Raw genomic sequence first — 15,428 nt, 5'->3', positions numbered from 1 at the left:
ATTGACCTTTTTCCGACTTTCCAGCCTTGCCGATCTTCCAGATCACCTGCGCGGCGCCTATGTCGCCATCGGCAATTTCGATGGCCTGCATCGCGGCCACCAGTCGATCGTGGAGGCGTTGCGCGCCCGCGCCGAGGCGGCGGCCGTGCCGGCGTTGATGCTGACATTCGAGCCGCATCCGCGCGATGTCTTTGCGCCCGCGCCCTTCATGTTCCGCCTCACTCAGGGCGACGCCAAGGCCCGGCTGGCCGAGGCCATGGGCCTGGATGGCATCATCATCCTGCCCTTCGACCGCGATTTCTCGCAGAACGAGGCCGAAATCTTCGTCGAAACCATGCTGGTGACCCAATTGGGCGTGCGCGGCGTCATCGTCGGTTCTGACTTCCATTTCGGCCGCCAGCGGCGTGGCACCCCGGCCTTCCTGAAGGCCGCTGGTGAACGCCTTGGCTTTGCGGTGGATATTCTCGATCTCATGGATGAAGGGGACGAGGTCATTTCGTCTTCGCGCATCCGCGCGGCCCTCTCCGAAGGCGCCGTCAGCGCCGCAAATCGGCTCTTGGGCTATCACTGGTTCTTCGACGGCTGCGTGGTCAAGGGCGACCAGCGGGGCAGGGAACTCGGCTTCCCCACCGCCAATACCCATACTCCCACCGGCTTCCAGCTGGCCCAGGGCGTCTATGCCGTGCGTGCCCGCCTCGGCGATCGCCTTTTTGATGGCGTTGCTGCCTATGGCAAGCCCATGTTCGACAACCAGCTGCCGCCCTTCGAAACGCATCTGTTCGATTTCGACGAGGACATTTACGGCCAGACGCTGGGCGTGGCGCTGGTTGGTCACATTCGCGGACAGGAAGTCTTTTCTGGCCTCGACGAACTCATCGCCGCCATGGACCGGGACCGCAACAAGGCCCGCACCATGCTCGCCGAGGCAAGCCCGATCAGCGAGTTGGATAAGAGGCTGGGGTTTTTCGGCTGACAGCGACGTCATTTGTTCGTCGCCTCCCTCCCCTTGGGGCGGGAAAGTGGATGGGGGTTGCGCGGTTCAATGATGCCCCCAACCCCTCCCTCAAGGAGGGAACTGAGGCCATCGAGAGCGCACCGCGTCCAAATCACCCTTTGCCCCATCCGCCTCTCCTTGCTACAACCCGCCGCAAATCTTCCAACCGATTGCCGATCCATGACCGACACCGCTTCCAGCGCGACCGAAAAAGATTATTCGGCCACGCTCTTCCTGCCGGAAACCGAATTTCCCATGCGCGCGGGCCTGCCGCAGCGCGAGCCCGACTGGCTCAAGCGTTGGGAAGACATGGATATTTACGCCTTGCAGCGCGAGCAGGCCAAGGATCGCCCGCTGTTCACGCTCCATGATGGCCCGCCCTATGCCAATGGCAATATCCATATCGGTCACGCGCTCAACAAGACGCTCAAGGACCTCGTCGCCCGCTCCATGCAGATGCTGGGCTACAACTCGGCCTATATCCCCGGTTGGGACTGTCATGGCCTGCCCATCGAATGGAAGATCGAAGAGCAGTACCGCGCCAAGGGCAAGGACAAGAACGAGGTTCCGGTGGTCGAATTCCGCCAGGAATGCCGCACCTTTGCCGAGCAATGGGTGGATGTGCAGCGCGAGGAATTCAAGCGCCTCGGCATCCTGGGTGAATGGGACAATCCCTATCTCACCATGAGCTTCGACGCCGAAGCCCAGATCGCCCGCGAGCTGATGAAGGTCTCCATGACCGGTCAGCTCTATCGCGGCTCCAAGCCGGTGATGTGGTCGGTGGTCGAACGTACCGCGCTGGCCGAAGCCGAAATCGAATATGCCGATTACGAGAGCGACACGATCTGGGTGAAGTTCCCGGTTTCGCGTATCCAGTCGGTCGACAGGAACGACACCGATGAGGTTATCACCCATCGCGAGCACTTGACCGGCGCATCTGTTGTCATCTGGACCACGACCCCCTGGACCATCCCGGCCAACCGAGCCATCAGCTTCTCGAACCGCATCGAATATGGCCTCTATGAAGTCACCGAGGCGCCAGCAGAAAACTGGGCCAAGGTGGGCGACAAGCTGATCTTGGCCGACAATTTGGCGGGCGAAGTCTTCGCCAAGGCCAAAGTGCAGACCTTTGTGCGCCTGCAGCACGTGCCAGCTTCGGTTCTCTCGGGCATCTCAGCGCACCACCCGCTGCGCGGCCTCGCCGACGGCTACAATTTCGACGTGCCCCTGCTCGATGGCGAACACGTCACCGATGACGCCGGTACGGGCTTCGTTCATACCGCGCCGGGCCACGGTCTTGACGACTTCGGCATCTGGATGGAATCCACCCGCCTCCTCAACGAGCGCGGCATCGACCCGACCATCCCCTATGCCGTCGACGATGGCGGCTTCTACACCAAGGACGCCCCCGGCTTCGATGGCGCCCGCGTTATCGACGACAATGGCAAGAAGGGCGACGCCAATAATCGTGTCATCGCCGCGCTGGCCGAAAAGGGCAACATCATCGCCCGTGGCCGTGTGAAGCATCAGTACCCGCACTCCTGGCGCTCCAAGAAGCCGGTCATCTTCCGCAACACGCCGCAATGGTTTGTCTATATGGACAAAGACATCGACGGCGCCGCGAACGATACCCTGCGCACCCGCGCCCTGGCCTCTATCGATAAGACCAAGTTCTACCCCGCCGCCGGGCAGAACCGTCTGCGCGCCATGATTGCCGACCGCCCCGACTGGGTGCTGTCGCGCCAGCGCGCCTGGGGCGTGCCGATCACCGTTTTCGTTCACAAGGCGACGGGCGAAATCCTCAAGGACGAGACGGTCAATCACCGCATCGCCCAGAGTTTTGAGGAAGAGGGCGCCGATGCCTGGTACAAGCCCGGCGCCGCCGAGCGCTATCTCGGCTCCGACTACCAGGCCGCCGACTATGAGATGGTCACCGACGTGCTCGACGTCTGGTTTGACTCAGGCTCGACCCACAGCTTCGTTCTGCGCAACAAGCAGAAATGGCCGCATCTCAAATTCCCGGCCTCGATGTATCTCGAAGGCTCGGACCAGCATCGCGGTTGGTTCCACTCTTCCCTGCTAGAAAGTTGTGCCACCAACGGCTACGCGCCCTATGAAAGCGTCCTCACCCATGGCTTCACCATGGATGGCGAGGGCCGGAAGATGTCGAAATCGCTGGGCAATGTCGTCGCCCCGCAGGAGATCATCAAGCAGTTCGGTGCCGATATCCTGCGCCTCTGGGTCGCGTCTTCGGACTATTCCGAGGACCTGCGCCTGGGCAAGGAGATCATCCAGACCACTGTCGACAGCTATCGCAAGCTGCGCAACACCATGCGCTGGCTCCTGGGCAATCTCGCTCATTTCAAGCCAGAGGATGTCGTCGATCCCAAGGACATGCCCGAACTCGAGCGGCTGATGCTGCATCGCCTGGCCCAGCTCGATCAGGGCGTTCGAGCCGCCTACAAGGACTATGACTACCGCAAGGTCGTCACGCTCCTCTCCAACTTCATGAATATCGAGCTGTCGGCCTTCTATTTCGATATCCGCAAGGACGCGCTCTATTGCGATCCCATCTCCTCGATCAAGCGCCGCTCGGCCCTGACCGTGCTCGATCACCTGTTCAATGCGCTGACGGCCTGGCTCGCGCCTATCCTAGTCTTCACCATGGAAGAATGCTGGTTGGAGCGTCACCCCGAAGAGGGCTCCTCGGTCCATCTACGGCTGTTCCCCGACATCCCGGAGAGCTGGATTGACACGGACCTCGCCAACAAGTGGCAGCTGATCCGCGCCGTCCGCCGCGCCGTCACTGGGGCGCTGGAAATCGAACGCCGCGAAAAACGCATCGGCTCCTCGCTCGAAGCCGCGCCCAAGGTCTTTGTCGCCGATGCCCGCTATATCGTGGCGCTCGAAGGCCAGGACCTCGCCGAAATCGCCATTACCTCGGCAGTCGAGATCAAGCAGGATGAAGGCCCGTCCGAGGCGTTCCGCCTCGACGACGTGCCCGGCATTTCCGTGGCTCCGGCCCTGGCCGAAGGCACGCGCTGCGCCCGCTCCTGGAAAGTGCTGCCCGAAGTGGGCTCCGACCCGGACTATCCCGATGTCTCGCCCCGCGATGCCCAGGCCCTGCGCGAACGCGCGGCTCTTGGCCTCTGACCTTTCCCCTCTCCCTTTGTGGGAGAGGGTGCCCGAAGGGCGGGTGAGGGGTTTGCCCCCACCATCCCAACCCCTCATCCGGCGCTTTGCGCCACCTTCTCCCACAGTGGGAGAAGGGGATACGGAGCCGGCCTTGAACGCTCAATCCCTCCGCGACCCCACCATTCTCGCCTCCCTCATGGCGGCAATCATCGCCTTTGGCGTCGACCGGGCCCAGAAGGCCTACCATATTGCCGCCGAGTGCTATGCCATTGGCCAGGCTGCCTGCGTCAGCGTCCCCTTTTTCTTCGAGCCCATCTCGTCGACTGGCTGGCGCGGCGGCGAAATGCTGACCGTGACGCCCTTCTTTGACTATGTCCTGGTCTGGAATACCGGGATTTCCTATGGCCTGTTCGATGGCCTGCCAGTCTGGGCGCTGGGTCTGGTCATGCTGGTCGCCATCGTGGCGCTCTCTGTCTGGTGGTGGCGGGCACGCGACATTCTGGTGCGCCTCGGGCTGGCGCTCTGCGTGGGCGGAGCCCTGTCCAATGCGCTGGATCGGCTGGTCTACGGCGCCGTCGCCGATTTCTTCCACTTCCATTGGGGCAGCTGGTCGTTCTACATCTTCAACCTGGCCGATGTGGCGATCACGTTCGGCGTCATCCTCCTGTTTATCGACCTGCTTGGCTTCTCGCGCCGGTCTAAAAACAAGCCCGCCTGAACACGTCTGATCACCGTGCTGCCAGAATCTGGTCTTAGCGGTGGGAATGCGCTATAAGCGCGCCGTTATCGTAAGGGATTTTGCATGCACACTGCATTGACCGGGCACTCCGCTGCCATCCGGGCTGCCGCCAGGGCAGGTCTTGCCGCGCTGGGGCTGATGGCCACGCTGGCGCTTGCCGCTTGCACCACGGTCGAAGGTACCAACGCCCTGACCGACTTCGGCACCTTCGAGCGCGAGGTCATGAACACCACGGCGCGCGGCGTTGGCCTGATCCCGGGAGATGCTCCCAAGGAAGACCTGACCATGGCGCGCGCGCCCCTGGTTCTGCCCAAGTCCGAAGCCAGCCTGCCGACCCCGACCACCCAGGTCGCTTCGGCCCAGCTTCCGGCCAATAGTGACACGGTGCAGATCGACACCACCAATCTGAGCGAAGCGGACATGGTGCTGCTGCGCAATGCCCGCGTGGTCGATATGCGCACCCTTGGTGGCCGTCCGCTGACAGAGGCCGAGGCCCGCCAGCTCACCGCGCGCATGCGGGCTGCCAACATGGCCGTCACCGCCAATAACGATCGTCCGCTTTATCTGCCGCCGGCCGAGTACTTCACGCGCGTTGGCGATTCGCAGCTGGTTTGCCGTGCCGCCTCGGGCGAACTTGTCTCCCTGCGCGACGAGCGGTGCCCCGAAGATGTGCGCAAGGCGCTTCAGCGCCAGGGTCCATCTTCAGCGGTACTAGGAACCAAGGAAGCCAAACTCCTGGGCGACGAATCCAAGCTCTAGACCCAGGGACACGTCCCACCTTGACCATCAGCGGCCAGACTGCTCCGGCCGTTGTCCTGTTTTCCGCGCCGCCCGCCACCGCGATCCCCTCGGTGGCCTCATGGGTCCCGCATGTCAGAAAGTGCTCCAATGAGCGACACACCCAAACAGCCTGAATCCGCCGACCGTCTGGCCAAGGTCATCGCCCGCGCCGGCCTCTGCTCGCGCCGCGACGCCGAGGGCTGGATTGCCGATGGCCGCGTCGCCGTCAACGGCAAGACCGTGATCACCCCGGCCTTCAACGTCACCAGCCGCGACAAGATCGCTGTCGATGGTCTGCCGCTGGCCGCTCGCCAGGGCACCCGTGTCTGGCTCTACAACAAGCCCGCCGGGCTCGTGGTCACTGAAAAGGATCCAGAGGGCCGCCCCACCATCTTTGAAGATCTTGACCGCAAGGGTCTGCCGCGGGTGCTCACCGTCGGGCGTCTCGACATCAACACTGAAGGCCTGCTCCTGCTTACCAATGATGGTGGTTTGAAGCGCATCCTGGAGCTGCCCTCCACCGGCTGGCTGCGCCGCTACCGCGTCCGTGCTTTTGGCCAGGTGACCCAGGTCCAGCTCGATAGCCTCAAGCATGGCATCACTGTCGAGGGCGTCCAGTATGGCCCCATCACGGCCACGCTTGAGCGCGAGCAGGGCAGCAATGTGTGGATCGTACTCGGCCTGCGCGAAGGCAAGAATCGCGAGGTCAAGAACGTCCTTGGCTCTCTCGGCCTTGAGGTGAACCGCCTGATCCGCGTGTCCTATGGCCCCTTCCAGCTCGGCGATCTGCCCGAGGGCGGCGTGGAAATGGTCAAGTCCCGCATGCTGCGTGACCAGCTCGGCAAGAAGCTGGCCGAATCCGCCGGCGCCGATTTCGAGAGCGACATGCCCGACACCGTGCCCGTGCGCGATGAGCGGCCGGTGCGCTCCCCTCGTGACCGTGATACCGGTCGGCCGCGCGCCGCCCGCCCCATGGACCAGGCCGAAGAACGAACCGGCCGTCCGCGCCGCGTTCATTTCGACGAAGATGGCCGTGCGCCCGAAACCTTCGTGGCCAAACCGCCACCGCGCGGTCGCAAGGGGGCCGACGATCAGGCGCCGCGCGCCTTTGGCAAGCCGGCCAGTCGTCCGGAACGCGAGGGCGACCGCCCGGAAGGCCGCAAATCCTTTGGCGACAGGCCCGCGCGCTCCTTCGGGGACAAGCCGGTCCGCGGCGGTTTTTCCGAGCGGCCCAAGCGCGATTTCAACGAAAGGCCGGCCCGTTCCTTTGGCGACAGGCCAACTCGTTCGGGTGACCGTCCTGCGCGTGGTGCCCGCCCTGAACGCGGCTTCGAGGATCGTCCAAAGCGCGCCTTCGGGGACAAGCCGGCGCGGTCTTTCGGGGAACGTCCAGCCCGCGGCCAGCGTCCGGATCGTGGCTTCGAGGAGCGTCCCAAGCGCGATTTTGGTGATCGGCCGCAGCGGCCCTCTGGCGACACGCCATCGCGTGGCCCCCGCCCGGAACGCTCCGGCGCTGAACGCCCGTCCCGCTCGGATCGCCCCTTTGGAGACCGTCCGCAGCGCCTCGATGCCCGCCCGGCTGGAAAACCCTATGGTGATCGCAAGCCCTTCGCTGGCAAGCCCGGTGGTTCCCGCCCTGCTTCGGGTCCGCGTCCCGCCGGCAAGCCTGGTGGTTCCGCCAAACCCTATGCCGGAAGGCCCGCCGGCGGCCGACCTCCCTCGGGTGGCCCGCGTCCCGCTGGAAAGCCCTATGCCGGGAAGCCTGGCGGCGCTCGCCCCACCGGCGCACGTCCCACAGGAGGTCGTCCTTCGGGCGGCCGTCCACCTTCCGGTCCACGCAAGCCCAAGGGCTGATCGATGCGCATCGTCGCCGGAAAATTTCGCGGCAAGACCCTGATCTCCCCGTCGGACGACAGCATTCGCCCTACATCGGACCGGGCCCGGGAATCGATGTTCAACATCCTCTGCGCCCGGCTCGGGCCGGTGCTGATCGGCAAACGGGTGCTCGACCTCTTTGCCGGCACCGGCGCGCTGGGGCTGGAAGCCCTTTCGCGCGGTGCCGAACATGTCACCTTTGTCGACATCGGCGCCGAGGCGCGCGGCATCATCCGGGACCATATCGAGGCCTTCGGCGCCGCCGGTATCTCCAAGCTGTTGCGCCGCGACGCCACCGCATTGGGCAAGCCGGGCACGTTCGGGCAGTTCGATCTGGTCTTTCTCGATCCGCCCTATAATCAGCGCTTGGGCGAAAAGGCCCTTGCCGAGCTGGCCGCCAATGGCTGGCTGGCGCCCGGCGCCACCATTGTCTGGGAAGAGTCCGCAGATGCGGAAGTCACCGTCCCCGATGGGTTCATCCTCGATGACACCCGCGAATACGGCGCTGCCGCCGTGCATTTCCTGACCGCAACCGTCTGAGCCTTCAGCCCGCTGTTCACTTCTGCTTTCCCTGCCGAACCTTGGTTGCGTCCATGTGTTGACCGCAAGCAAGCAGCGGGAGAGAGACATGACGGACGAGATCAGAAACGGCGGCTGCCTCTGCGGCGCCGTGCGCTACCAGGTACGGGGCGAACCGTTCAAATCCGGCCTCTGCCACTGCTCCGATTGCCGCAAGGTCACCGGCACGTCCTTTCTAGCCTATGCCGATTGGAAGCCGAACCAGTTCAGCTACCAGGGAGAGATCGCCACCCATGACGGCCGCGCCTTTTGCGCCACTTGCGGGTCAAGGCTGTTCAATCTCGATGAGACCGGTGCCGAGATTTATCTCGGCTCTCTCGACGATGCCCCCAATGGCATTACCCCGCAGGTGGAAGGCTGGTGCAAACGCCGCGAACCCTGGCTGCCAGTGATGTCGGGCCTGCCCATGTATCCCGCCGATCCGTAGGAGTTCAGCGGCTCTCATCCTGAGCTGCCGCGAAGCGGCCTCGTAGGACGGGGCGGACAACGATCCCCCTCAAGCCGCCTTGAGGCATTCCGCGCATTTGCCACGAATTTCCATCGTGGTGCGCTCGACCTTGAAGCCGGTGTCGCGGGCCCAATTGCCAAGCCGTTCCTCGATCACCGCGTCGGCGAATTCATCCACCTTGCCGCAGCCTTCGCAGATGGCAAAGGCGATCAGCCCCTTGCGGTGGCAATGCTCGTCGGCGCAGGCCACAAAGGCATTGAGGGATTCCAGGCGGTGGGCGAGGCCGCGCTCCACTAGCTTGTCCAGTGCCCGATAGATTTGCAACGGCGCCCTTATGCCTTCGCTGCGCAACAGGTCGAGAATGTCATAGGCCGAGAGCGGTGCAGGCGCGTGGTTGAGCGTGCCCAGCACCAGTTCCTGGTTTCGGGTCAGGTCCGCCGGCATCGCGTGCTCATGCGCCATTGTGTTCTCTCCTGCCAAACAGTTTTGCCGTGGGCACGACCAGCGACAAGAGGAAGATCGCCAGCGCCATCACCACGATGGACGGACCCGAAGCGGTATCCCAGGTGCGCGAGCCGAACAAGCCGCCCACCACCGCCACCCCGCCCAGCATGGCGGCCACCACGGCCATCATTTCCGGGGTCGCACTCAGCCGTCGCGCTGTCGCGGCGGGAATGATCAGGAGCGAGGTGATCAGCAGCACCCCCACCAGCTTCATGGCGATGGCAATGACCGATGCCATCAGCAGCATCAATATGATGCGGCTGACTTCCGGCCGGAGCCCCTCGGCCTCGGCCAGTTCCACGCTGACCGTTGCCGCCAGTAGCGGCCTCCAATTGAGTACCAATATGGCGAGAATGGCGGTCCCGCCGCCATAGATCACCGCGATGTCCTCGACTGAAACGGCCAAGATGTCACCGAACAGGAACCCCATCAGGTCGATGCGCACCTGGGTGAGAAACCCCACAATGACCAGCCCCACGGCGAGGCTCGAATGACTGAGAATACCCAATAGCGCATCGGTCGACAGCGTATTCTGCTTTTGCAGCAGCAACAGCGCTCCCGCCACCAGCGCCGCCACGGCAAACACGCCCAGTGTCATGTTGACCGAAAGCAGGATCGATAGCGCCACGCCCAGCAGCGCCGAATGCGCCATCGTATCCCCGAAATAGGCCATGCGCTGCCAGACTACGAAACAGCCCAGCGGCCCGGTCACGGCGGCAAGGCCAATACCGGCAATGAGGGCGCGGGAGAAGAAGTCAGCGAACATGGTGGCCCCCCCGGTTGCGAAGAACCCCCACCTTGAGCAGGAGGGGAGTGCTCTGCACTCGTGGCAAGATTGCGCCCCAGGCACGATGCCTGAGCCTCTCCCCTTTGAGGGGTGGGAATGGGGCGGGGGTTCGGGCGTCTCCCGGAAAATCAGCGCTCATGATGGTGCTCCCCATGCCCATGGCGATGCCCCGCATGGTCCTGATCATGCGCCTCCCCCACCACGCAGCCATCCTCATGATGTTCATGGTCGTGGCGGTGCTCGTAGAGCGCCAGCGCCGATCCGGCTCGGTCGCCGAACAGGCGAAGATATTCCGGGCTGGTCTTGACTGCGTTTGGCGTGCCCCGGCAGCACACATGGCCATTGAGGCAGATCACCGTATCGGTCTCCGCCATCACCACATGCAGATCATGTGAAATCATCAGGATACCCGCCTGCGTCGTGTCGCGGATTTGCCGGATCAATTGGTAAAGCGCTACTTCCCCTGAAAAATCCACGCCCTGCACGGGCTCGTCCAGCACCAGCAGGTCCGGCTTGCGGATCATCGCACGGGCAAATAGCACGCGCTGGAACTCGCCCCCCGACAATTCCTGCACCGCCGCCTTTCGCAGGCGCGTGGCGCCAACGGCCTCGAGCGCCGCTGTGATTTCCGCCGGCCCGTGCCGGCCCGTCAGGGTCATCAGCCGTTCCACCGTCAGCGGCAATGTCCAGTCCACGGCCAGCTTCTGCGGCACATAGCCCACGGTCAGCCCCGGCTTGCGGACCACGCTGCCCATGCTTGGCCTCAATACGCCCGTCACCATCTTGGCAGTGGTCGACTTGCCCGATCCGTTCGGCCCGATCAGCGTCACGATCTCGCCGCGCGAAATGGTCAGGTCCACATCCTCCACCAGCACGCGTCCGCCACTGCGCACGCCGGCGCGGGCGAGGGTGATCAGGGTTTCTCTCGGCATAATTGCGTTCATCTTGTTCCGGCCCGAACTCGGGGTATCAACGGTCACCGGCCCGGCTCCTCCCTTTGAGGGGTAGGCTGGGTGGGGGTGCCCAGGCACTCTTGCCCATAGGGATCACGAACTGATCGGCGCCATGCCGACATTCGCAATCACCCCTTGACGTCCTTCAATACGTTATAGCATAACACCGCGGCAAGCGTAATAACATAACACACCACAAGGCCAGACGATGATCCGAACCGCAATCCCGCTCGCCGCTTTCGGCACATTGCTGCTGACCGGCACCACCCTGGCCGCGCCTGCAGTCGTCGCCTCAACCAAGCCAATCCATTCGCTGGTCTCCGCCGTCATGGGCGATGTCGGCGTCCCCGGTCTTATCGTCAAGGGCGCCGCCTCGCCCCACACCTATTCGCTGCGTCCCTCCGACGCGGCGGCCCTGGAAAGCGCCGACGTGGTCTTCTGGACCGGCCATGGCATGGAACTGTTCCTGGCCGACGCGCTGGAAACACTCTCCACAAATGCCGCTGTGGTCGAACTGTCCGAGACACCCGGTATTGAACTCCTGCCAGTCCGCGAAGGCGGCGCCTTCGAGGCCCATGCGCATGGCGACGAAGACCATGACCACGACCACACCGAGCACGATCATGCACATGAGGGTCACGATGACCATGAAGACCATGAAGGTCACGAAGACCATGACCACGCCCATGGTGAAGGCGACATGCATTTCTGGCTTGACCCGGTCAATGCCGGGCTGATGGTCGGCCGGATCGCCACCGCCCTGTCGGAAGCCGATCCGGACAATGCCGCTACCTATGCCGCCAATGCCGAGGCAGAGCTGCTTCGTCTGGACGCGCTCCAGGCCGAACTCGCCGCCACGCTGGAACCCATAGCCAGCAATCCCTTCATCGTCTTCCACGATGCATACCAATATTTCGAGGCCCGCTTCGGCCTCACCGTTGCCGGCACTGTCACCGTCTCGCCCGAAGCCATGCCCGGCGCTGCCCGCATCGATGAATTGCGCGCCAAGGTCAGTGAGCTGGGCGCCACCTGCGTCTTTGCCGAGCCCAATTTCGAGCCCGCCATCGTCCGCACCATCGTCGAAGGTACCGATGCGAGGGCCGGCAAGCTCGACCCTGAAGGCGCCAGCCTCACCGAAGGCCCGAACCTCTATCCCGAGCTGCTGCGCAGCCTCGCTAAAGGCCTCGTGGACTGTCTCGGATAGTCTCGTCTGACCACATGTCGTCGGAACTTTGGGACCGTTCTAGGCGTCGCAATTCAAACGCGACTGACCACAAGCCCGATGCGGCTCCTTCCCTTAACGGGGAGGGACCGGGTGGGTGCATCCCCTACAGCATCGCCGCCGTCCGCTCAGTCGACCGGCACTAGGTCAGCAAACTCTAACTCACCCGCCCTGATGAGCGGGTGAGCTTTTCGGCCAAAGCCGACGCCTCCCCCCGCTTGCCCGCTGCCAGCGAATCAGCGCGAGCTCCTGGTCACCTGCTCGAGCGAAAAGATCTCGTCGCTGACATCATCGATCTTCTTTCGCACCAATGCCTGCGCGTCATAGAGCCCGCGATTGTAGAAATAGGCGCCCATCTTCTCGGCGAAGAACTGCATCAGCATTTCCGCCGGGATGACCCCGATCGACTGGTCCAGCTCCTCCCGGAAATAGTCCTGGATGTCCCCGACAATGGCCTTGGTTTCTTCGCGGCTGAAACTGATGGGTTTCATGATGCTTCTCCTTCAGTCTGGGTTCATACCTCGAGTCGCAGCTTGCCGGGCAATCAAGCATGCGCCAGATTGGCGCGGCCCGAGGAGATAACCCATGCGCGCTGCCCTGTTCCTGCTCCCCTCCGTCCTTCTTGCAGCCCCCGTCCTCGCGGAGGAAGTGGCCTGCGAAGGCGCCTTCGGCATTGACAGTTCCGAGGCAAGGCTGATCGAGATTTACGGCGCCGAAAATGTCAGGACGGGTATCGTGCCGGGCCCTGAGGGCACCGAAATGCTGGCCACCCTGGTCTATCCCGATGATCTCAAGCGCGAAATCATGTTCGTTTGGTGGGACGAAGAAGGCCGCAAGGACCCCAGCTATATCGAGCTCTCGGCCAAGATGACTGCCCCCGGGGGCCTGCGCGCCGGTTTCACCGTGCCGCAGGTTGAAGAGCTCAATGGCGAGCCCTTTACCCTCAATGGCTTCGGCTGGGACTATGGCGGCGCCGCAGGCTTCCAGTCTGGCAATCTGGCGGACATTCCAGGCGGCTGCCATATCTCGGTGAGCTTTTCGCCCCGCCTCTACCCCAGTGGCATCGACACCGATCCCATCATGGGCGATGTCGAGGTGTCATCGTCCAATCCGCTGCTCGAAGATGTCGGCGCCCGCATCGACTGGGTCTCCATCGGCTATCCCCATCCCGATTACCGCGAATAGCCATCTCCATTGACCGCGAGCACAGGGCGGCCTAACACTGGCTGATAGGTTGGTTCCCCACGCCCACACCGGCAAGGGGATCAAAAGGGAACATGGTGAGGCGTACCCATTAGGGACCGAATCCATGGCTGCCCCCGCAACTGTAAGCGGCGAGTGCGCTCGATCGTGCCACTGACCCCGACGGGGTTGGGAAGGCAGAGCAGCACAGTGACCCGTGAGCCAGGAGACCTGCCAACCTCTGACTGAACACTCGACTGTCGGTGGGACAGATGGAGGCACTATGATCAAGCCATCAGGCTAAGTCCGATTTGGGGACCTGTGGTCCCGCGCGTCCCGCTGCGCAAGCCGCGTCGCGCTTCAACGATTCCAACCCTCGAAATCCGGACAATCCAAATGCATATCGAACCCGAACTCGTCTCCCCCGAAAAAATGCTCCTGGCCTATGGCACGGCCGCGGCCGCCGGTGCCATGACCGCAAAATTCGCCATCGACACCGTGCACGAGCGCGGCGCCGTGTCCCTGCTGGCCCGTGCTGCCATCGCCACCGCGGCTGTCTTCGTCTTCTTTGAAGTCTTCCCGCATTATCCCGTCGGCGTCAGCGAGGTGCATCTCATCCTCGGCTCGACCCTGCTGCTGATCCTGGGCGCTGCGCCGGCGGCCATCGGTCTGGCGCTGGGCCTTTTGCTCCAGGGCCTGTTCTTTGCGCCCTTTGACCTGCCGCAATATTTCGCCAACGTGACCTCGCTGGTCGCCCCGCTCGTCGCTATCAAGTTCTTGGCGGACAGGATCATTCCGGCCAACACACCCTATGTCGATCTGGGCTATGGCCAGGCTCTGGCGCTCTCGGCGACCTATCAGGGCGGCGTGGTGCTCTGGGTGGCCTTCTGGGCTCTTTATGGCCAGGGTTTCGGTGCCGAAAATCTCACATCGGTGGTGACGTTCGGCGGCGCCTATATGCTGGTCGTGCTGCTCGAGCCGCTGGTCGATCTCGCTGTTCTGGCCGGTGCTAAATTGGTGCGTGGCCTGGGCAAGACCGGTCTTGTGACCTCGCGTCTCTACGCCTGATCCGACTTCCGCTCACATGAGCGCGCGCCACCGGAAACGGTGGCGCGCCTTTTGACTTGAGGACACAGATTTAATGACCGCCAAGATCCCCACCACCGTCATCACCGGCTTCCTCGGCGCCGGCAAGACCACGCTTGTCCGCCACATGCTGGCCCATGCCCCCAAGGGCAAGCGCATCGCGCTGATCATCAACGAATTTGGTGATCTGGGCGTCGACAAGGACATTCTCGCCGGCTGCGGCGATGAAACCTGCCGCGAGGAGGACATGGTTGAGCTGTCCAATGGTTGCATCTGCTGCACCGTGGCCGACGAATTCATCCCCACCATGCAGGCGCTGCTCGCCCGCCCCGAAAAATTCGATCACATCGTCATCGAAACCTCGGGCCTGGCCTTGCCGCAGCCGCTGATCCGCGCCTTCAACTGGCCAGAGATCAAGGCTCAGGTCACCATCGACGGCATCGTCACCGTTGCCGATGCCGCGGCACTCTCCGAAGGCCGCTTTGCCTCCGACGAAGCCGCCGTCGATGCCCTGCGCCGACAGGATGAAATGCTCGATCACGAGACGCCGCTAGGCGAACTCTTCGAGGACCAGCTATCGGTGGCCGATCTGGTGATCATCAACAAGACCGATCTGGTCGATGCGGCCCTGCTCGACAAGGTCGAGGCCAATATTCGCGCCGAACTCAGGCCCGGCGTCGGCGTCATCCGCGCCCGCAACGGCCATGTCGATATCGCTGCCCTGCTCGGCATGGGCATGGGCAGCGAAGACGACATCGCCAACCGTCCCAGCCATCACGAACTGGAACATGGCGGAGAAACCCATGAGCATGACGATTTCGACAGCTTCTCGCTGGTGCTCCCTGCCATCCAGGACAAGGATCACCTGCTCTCGATCATCGAAAGCACCATCAAGTCGCATGACGTCCTGCGCCTGAAAGGCTTTGCCAGTATTCCCGGCGCCGCCGCCCGCCTCGCCATCCAGGCCGTCGGGCCCCGCGTCACCGCCTATTTCGATCGCCCTTGGAAGGAAGGCGAACAGCGCGAAACTGCCTTGGTCGTCATCGGCGAACAGCCGCTGGACCGGGCGGCCATTACCGCCAGCCTCGAGCAGGCGGCGGCATAACTGGCCATGTCTTGGGCGCTGCGATCTTGGCTCCTGCCC

At 63.4% G+C, this 15,428-nt stretch carries 15 protein-coding genes and 1 riboswitch; of the genes, 11 read left to right on the top strand and 4 right to left on the bottom strand.

Features of this window, described 5'->3' with window-relative positions:
* Position 1 precedes the first annotated feature (1 nt).
* The 7 genes from ACXYMS_RS08500 to ACXYMS_RS08470 all read left to right on the top strand — a co-directional run bounded on the left by ACXYMS_RS08500 (position 2) and on the right by ACXYMS_RS08470 (position 8,529).
* Complete coding sequence (locus ACXYMS_RS08500) at positions 2–973, top strand: bifunctional riboflavin kinase/FAD synthetase (protein WP_458905405.1); 972 nt, start codon at positions 2–4, stop codon at positions 971–973.
* 201 nt (positions 974–1,174) lie between these two features.
* Positions 1,175–4,147 (top strand): isoleucine--tRNA ligase, encoded by a 2,973-nt coding sequence (gene ileS / locus ACXYMS_RS08495; RefSeq protein WP_458905403.1) that lies wholly within the window; start codon positions 1,175–1,177, stop codon positions 4,145–4,147.
* 133 nt (positions 4,148–4,280) lie between these two features.
* Complete coding sequence (gene lspA / locus ACXYMS_RS08490; RefSeq protein ID WP_458905402.1) at positions 4,281–4,847, top strand: signal peptidase II; 567 nt, start codon at positions 4,281–4,283, stop codon at positions 4,845–4,847.
* An 84-nt stretch (positions 4,848–4,931) separates the two neighbouring features.
* Entirely contained in the window at positions 4,932–5,627 is a 696-nt protein-coding gene (locus ACXYMS_RS08485) for a hypothetical protein (RefSeq protein ID WP_458905400.1), read from the top strand.
* A 129-nt stretch (positions 5,628–5,756) separates the two neighbouring features.
* Positions 5,757–7,502, top strand: a complete 1,746-nt coding sequence (locus ACXYMS_RS08480; protein ID WP_458905398.1) for a pseudouridine synthase — start codon at positions 5,757–5,759, stop codon at positions 7,500–7,502.
* 3 nt (positions 7,503–7,505) lie between these two features.
* Positions 7,506–8,063, top strand: coding sequence for a 16S rRNA (guanine(966)-N(2))-methyltransferase RsmD (rsmD, locus tag ACXYMS_RS08475; RefSeq protein WP_458905396.1), 558 nt, complete (start codon positions 7,506–7,508; stop codon positions 8,061–8,063).
* 88 nt (positions 8,064–8,151) lie between these two features.
* Positions 8,152–8,529: a GFA family protein gene (locus ACXYMS_RS08470; RefSeq protein ID WP_458905395.1), complete on the top strand. Its 378-nt coding sequence runs from the start codon at positions 8,152–8,154 to the stop codon at positions 8,527–8,529.
* Positions 8,530–8,598: 69 nt separating this feature from the next.
* On the opposite strand, the gene ACXYMS_RS08465 is transcribed toward ACXYMS_RS08470, so the two are convergent.
* The 3 genes from ACXYMS_RS08465 to ACXYMS_RS08455 form a co-directional block, all read right to left on the bottom strand.
* Entirely contained in the window at positions 8,599–9,012 is a 414-nt protein-coding gene (locus tag ACXYMS_RS08465; protein WP_458905393.1) for a Fur family transcriptional regulator, read from the bottom strand.
* Entirely contained in the window at positions 9,002–9,820 is an 819-nt protein-coding gene (locus ACXYMS_RS08460) for a metal ABC transporter permease (RefSeq protein ID WP_458905391.1), read from the bottom strand. The genes ACXYMS_RS08465 and ACXYMS_RS08460 overlap by 11 nt, the downstream gene beginning before the upstream one ends.
* 149 nt (positions 9,821–9,969) lie before the next feature.
* Positions 9,970–10,773, bottom strand: coding sequence for an ATP-binding cassette domain-containing protein (locus tag ACXYMS_RS08455; RefSeq protein ID WP_458905390.1), 804 nt, complete (start codon positions 10,771–10,773; stop codon positions 9,970–9,972).
* Positions 10,774–11,002: 229 nt separating this feature from the next.
* On the opposite strand from ACXYMS_RS08455, the gene ACXYMS_RS08450 reads away from it, so the two are divergent.
* Positions 11,003–11,998: a zinc ABC transporter substrate-binding protein gene (locus tag ACXYMS_RS08450; RefSeq protein ID WP_458905388.1), complete on the top strand. Its 996-nt coding sequence runs from the start codon at positions 11,003–11,005 to the stop codon at positions 11,996–11,998.
* Positions 11,999–12,252: 254 nt separating this feature from the next.
* Here the strand turns inward: ACXYMS_RS08450 and ACXYMS_RS08445 are convergent, their stop codons facing one another.
* Positions 12,253–12,507, bottom strand: coding sequence for a DUF2164 domain-containing protein (locus tag ACXYMS_RS08445; protein WP_458905386.1), 255 nt, complete (start codon positions 12,505–12,507; stop codon positions 12,253–12,255).
* Positions 12,508–12,601: 94 nt separating this feature from the next.
* On the opposite strand from ACXYMS_RS08445, the gene ACXYMS_RS08440 reads away from it, so the two are divergent.
* The 3 genes from ACXYMS_RS08440 (at position 12,602) to cobW (ending at position 15,389) form a co-directional block, all read left to right on the top strand.
* Positions 12,602–13,201, top strand: coding sequence for a hypothetical protein (locus ACXYMS_RS08440; protein ID WP_458905385.1), 600 nt, complete (start codon positions 12,602–12,604; stop codon positions 13,199–13,201).
* 33 nt (positions 13,202–13,234) lie between these two features.
* A riboswitch (cobalamin riboswitch) is annotated at positions 13,235–13,451 on the top strand.
* 143 nt (positions 13,452–13,594) lie between these two features.
* On the top strand, positions 13,595–14,266 hold the full coding sequence (locus tag ACXYMS_RS08435; RefSeq protein WP_458905383.1) for an energy-coupling factor ABC transporter permease: 672 nt from the start codon (positions 13,595–13,597) through the stop codon (positions 14,264–14,266).
* Positions 14,267–14,339: 73 nt separating this feature from the next.
* Complete coding sequence (cobW, locus tag ACXYMS_RS08430; protein WP_458905381.1) at positions 14,340–15,389, top strand: cobalamin biosynthesis protein CobW; 1,050 nt, start codon at positions 14,340–14,342, stop codon at positions 15,387–15,389.
* Positions 15,390–15,428 lie beyond the last annotated feature (39 nt).

The sequence above is a fragment of the Devosia sp. CAU 1758 genome (genome assembly GCF_054482695.1).
The sequence above is the reverse complement of the archived record's forward strand: the minus strand, read 5'-3'. Positions and strand labels throughout refer to the sequence as shown.

Excerpts from the sequence above, each read along its gene's own strand:
- ileS (WP_458905403.1), top strand. The coding sequence starts at position 1,175 with ATGACCGACACCGCTTCCAGCGCGACCGAAAAAGATTATTCGGCCACG.
- ACXYMS_RS08485 (WP_458905400.1), top strand. The coding sequence starts at position 4,932 with ATGCACACTGCATTGACCGGGCACTCCGCTGCCATCCGGGCTGCCGCC.
- ACXYMS_RS08480 (WP_458905398.1), top strand. The coding sequence starts at position 5,757 with ATGAGCGACACACCCAAACAGCCTGAATCCGCCGACCGTCTGGCCAAG.
- rsmD (WP_458905396.1), top strand. The coding sequence starts at position 7,506 with ATGCGCATCGTCGCCGGAAAATTTCGCGGCAAGACCCTGATCTCCCCG.
- ACXYMS_RS08470 (WP_458905395.1), top strand. The coding sequence starts at position 8,152 with ATGACGGACGAGATCAGAAACGGCGGCTGCCTCTGCGGCGCCGTGCGC.
- ACXYMS_RS08465 (WP_458905393.1), bottom strand. The coding sequence starts at position 9,012 with ATGGCGCATGAGCACGCGATGCCGGCGGACCTGACCCGAAACCAGGAA.
- ACXYMS_RS08460 (WP_458905391.1), bottom strand. The coding sequence starts at position 9,820 with ATGTTCGCTGACTTCTTCTCCCGCGCCCTCATTGCCGGTATTGGCCTT.
- ACXYMS_RS08455 (WP_458905390.1), bottom strand. The coding sequence starts at position 10,773 with ATGCCGAGAGAAACCCTGATCACCCTCGCCCGCGCCGGCGTGCGCAGT.
- ACXYMS_RS08450 (WP_458905388.1), top strand. The coding sequence starts at position 11,003 with ATGATCCGAACCGCAATCCCGCTCGCCGCTTTCGGCACATTGCTGCTG.
- ACXYMS_RS08445 (WP_458905386.1), bottom strand. The coding sequence starts at position 12,507 with ATGAAACCCATCAGTTTCAGCCGCGAAGAAACCAAGGCCATTGTCGGG.
- ACXYMS_RS08440 (WP_458905385.1), top strand. The coding sequence starts at position 12,602 with ATGCGCGCTGCCCTGTTCCTGCTCCCCTCCGTCCTTCTTGCAGCCCCC.
- ACXYMS_RS08435 (WP_458905383.1), top strand. The coding sequence starts at position 13,595 with ATGCATATCGAACCCGAACTCGTCTCCCCCGAAAAAATGCTCCTGGCC.
- cobW (WP_458905381.1), top strand. The coding sequence starts at position 14,340 with ATGACCGCCAAGATCCCCACCACCGTCATCACCGGCTTCCTCGGCGCC.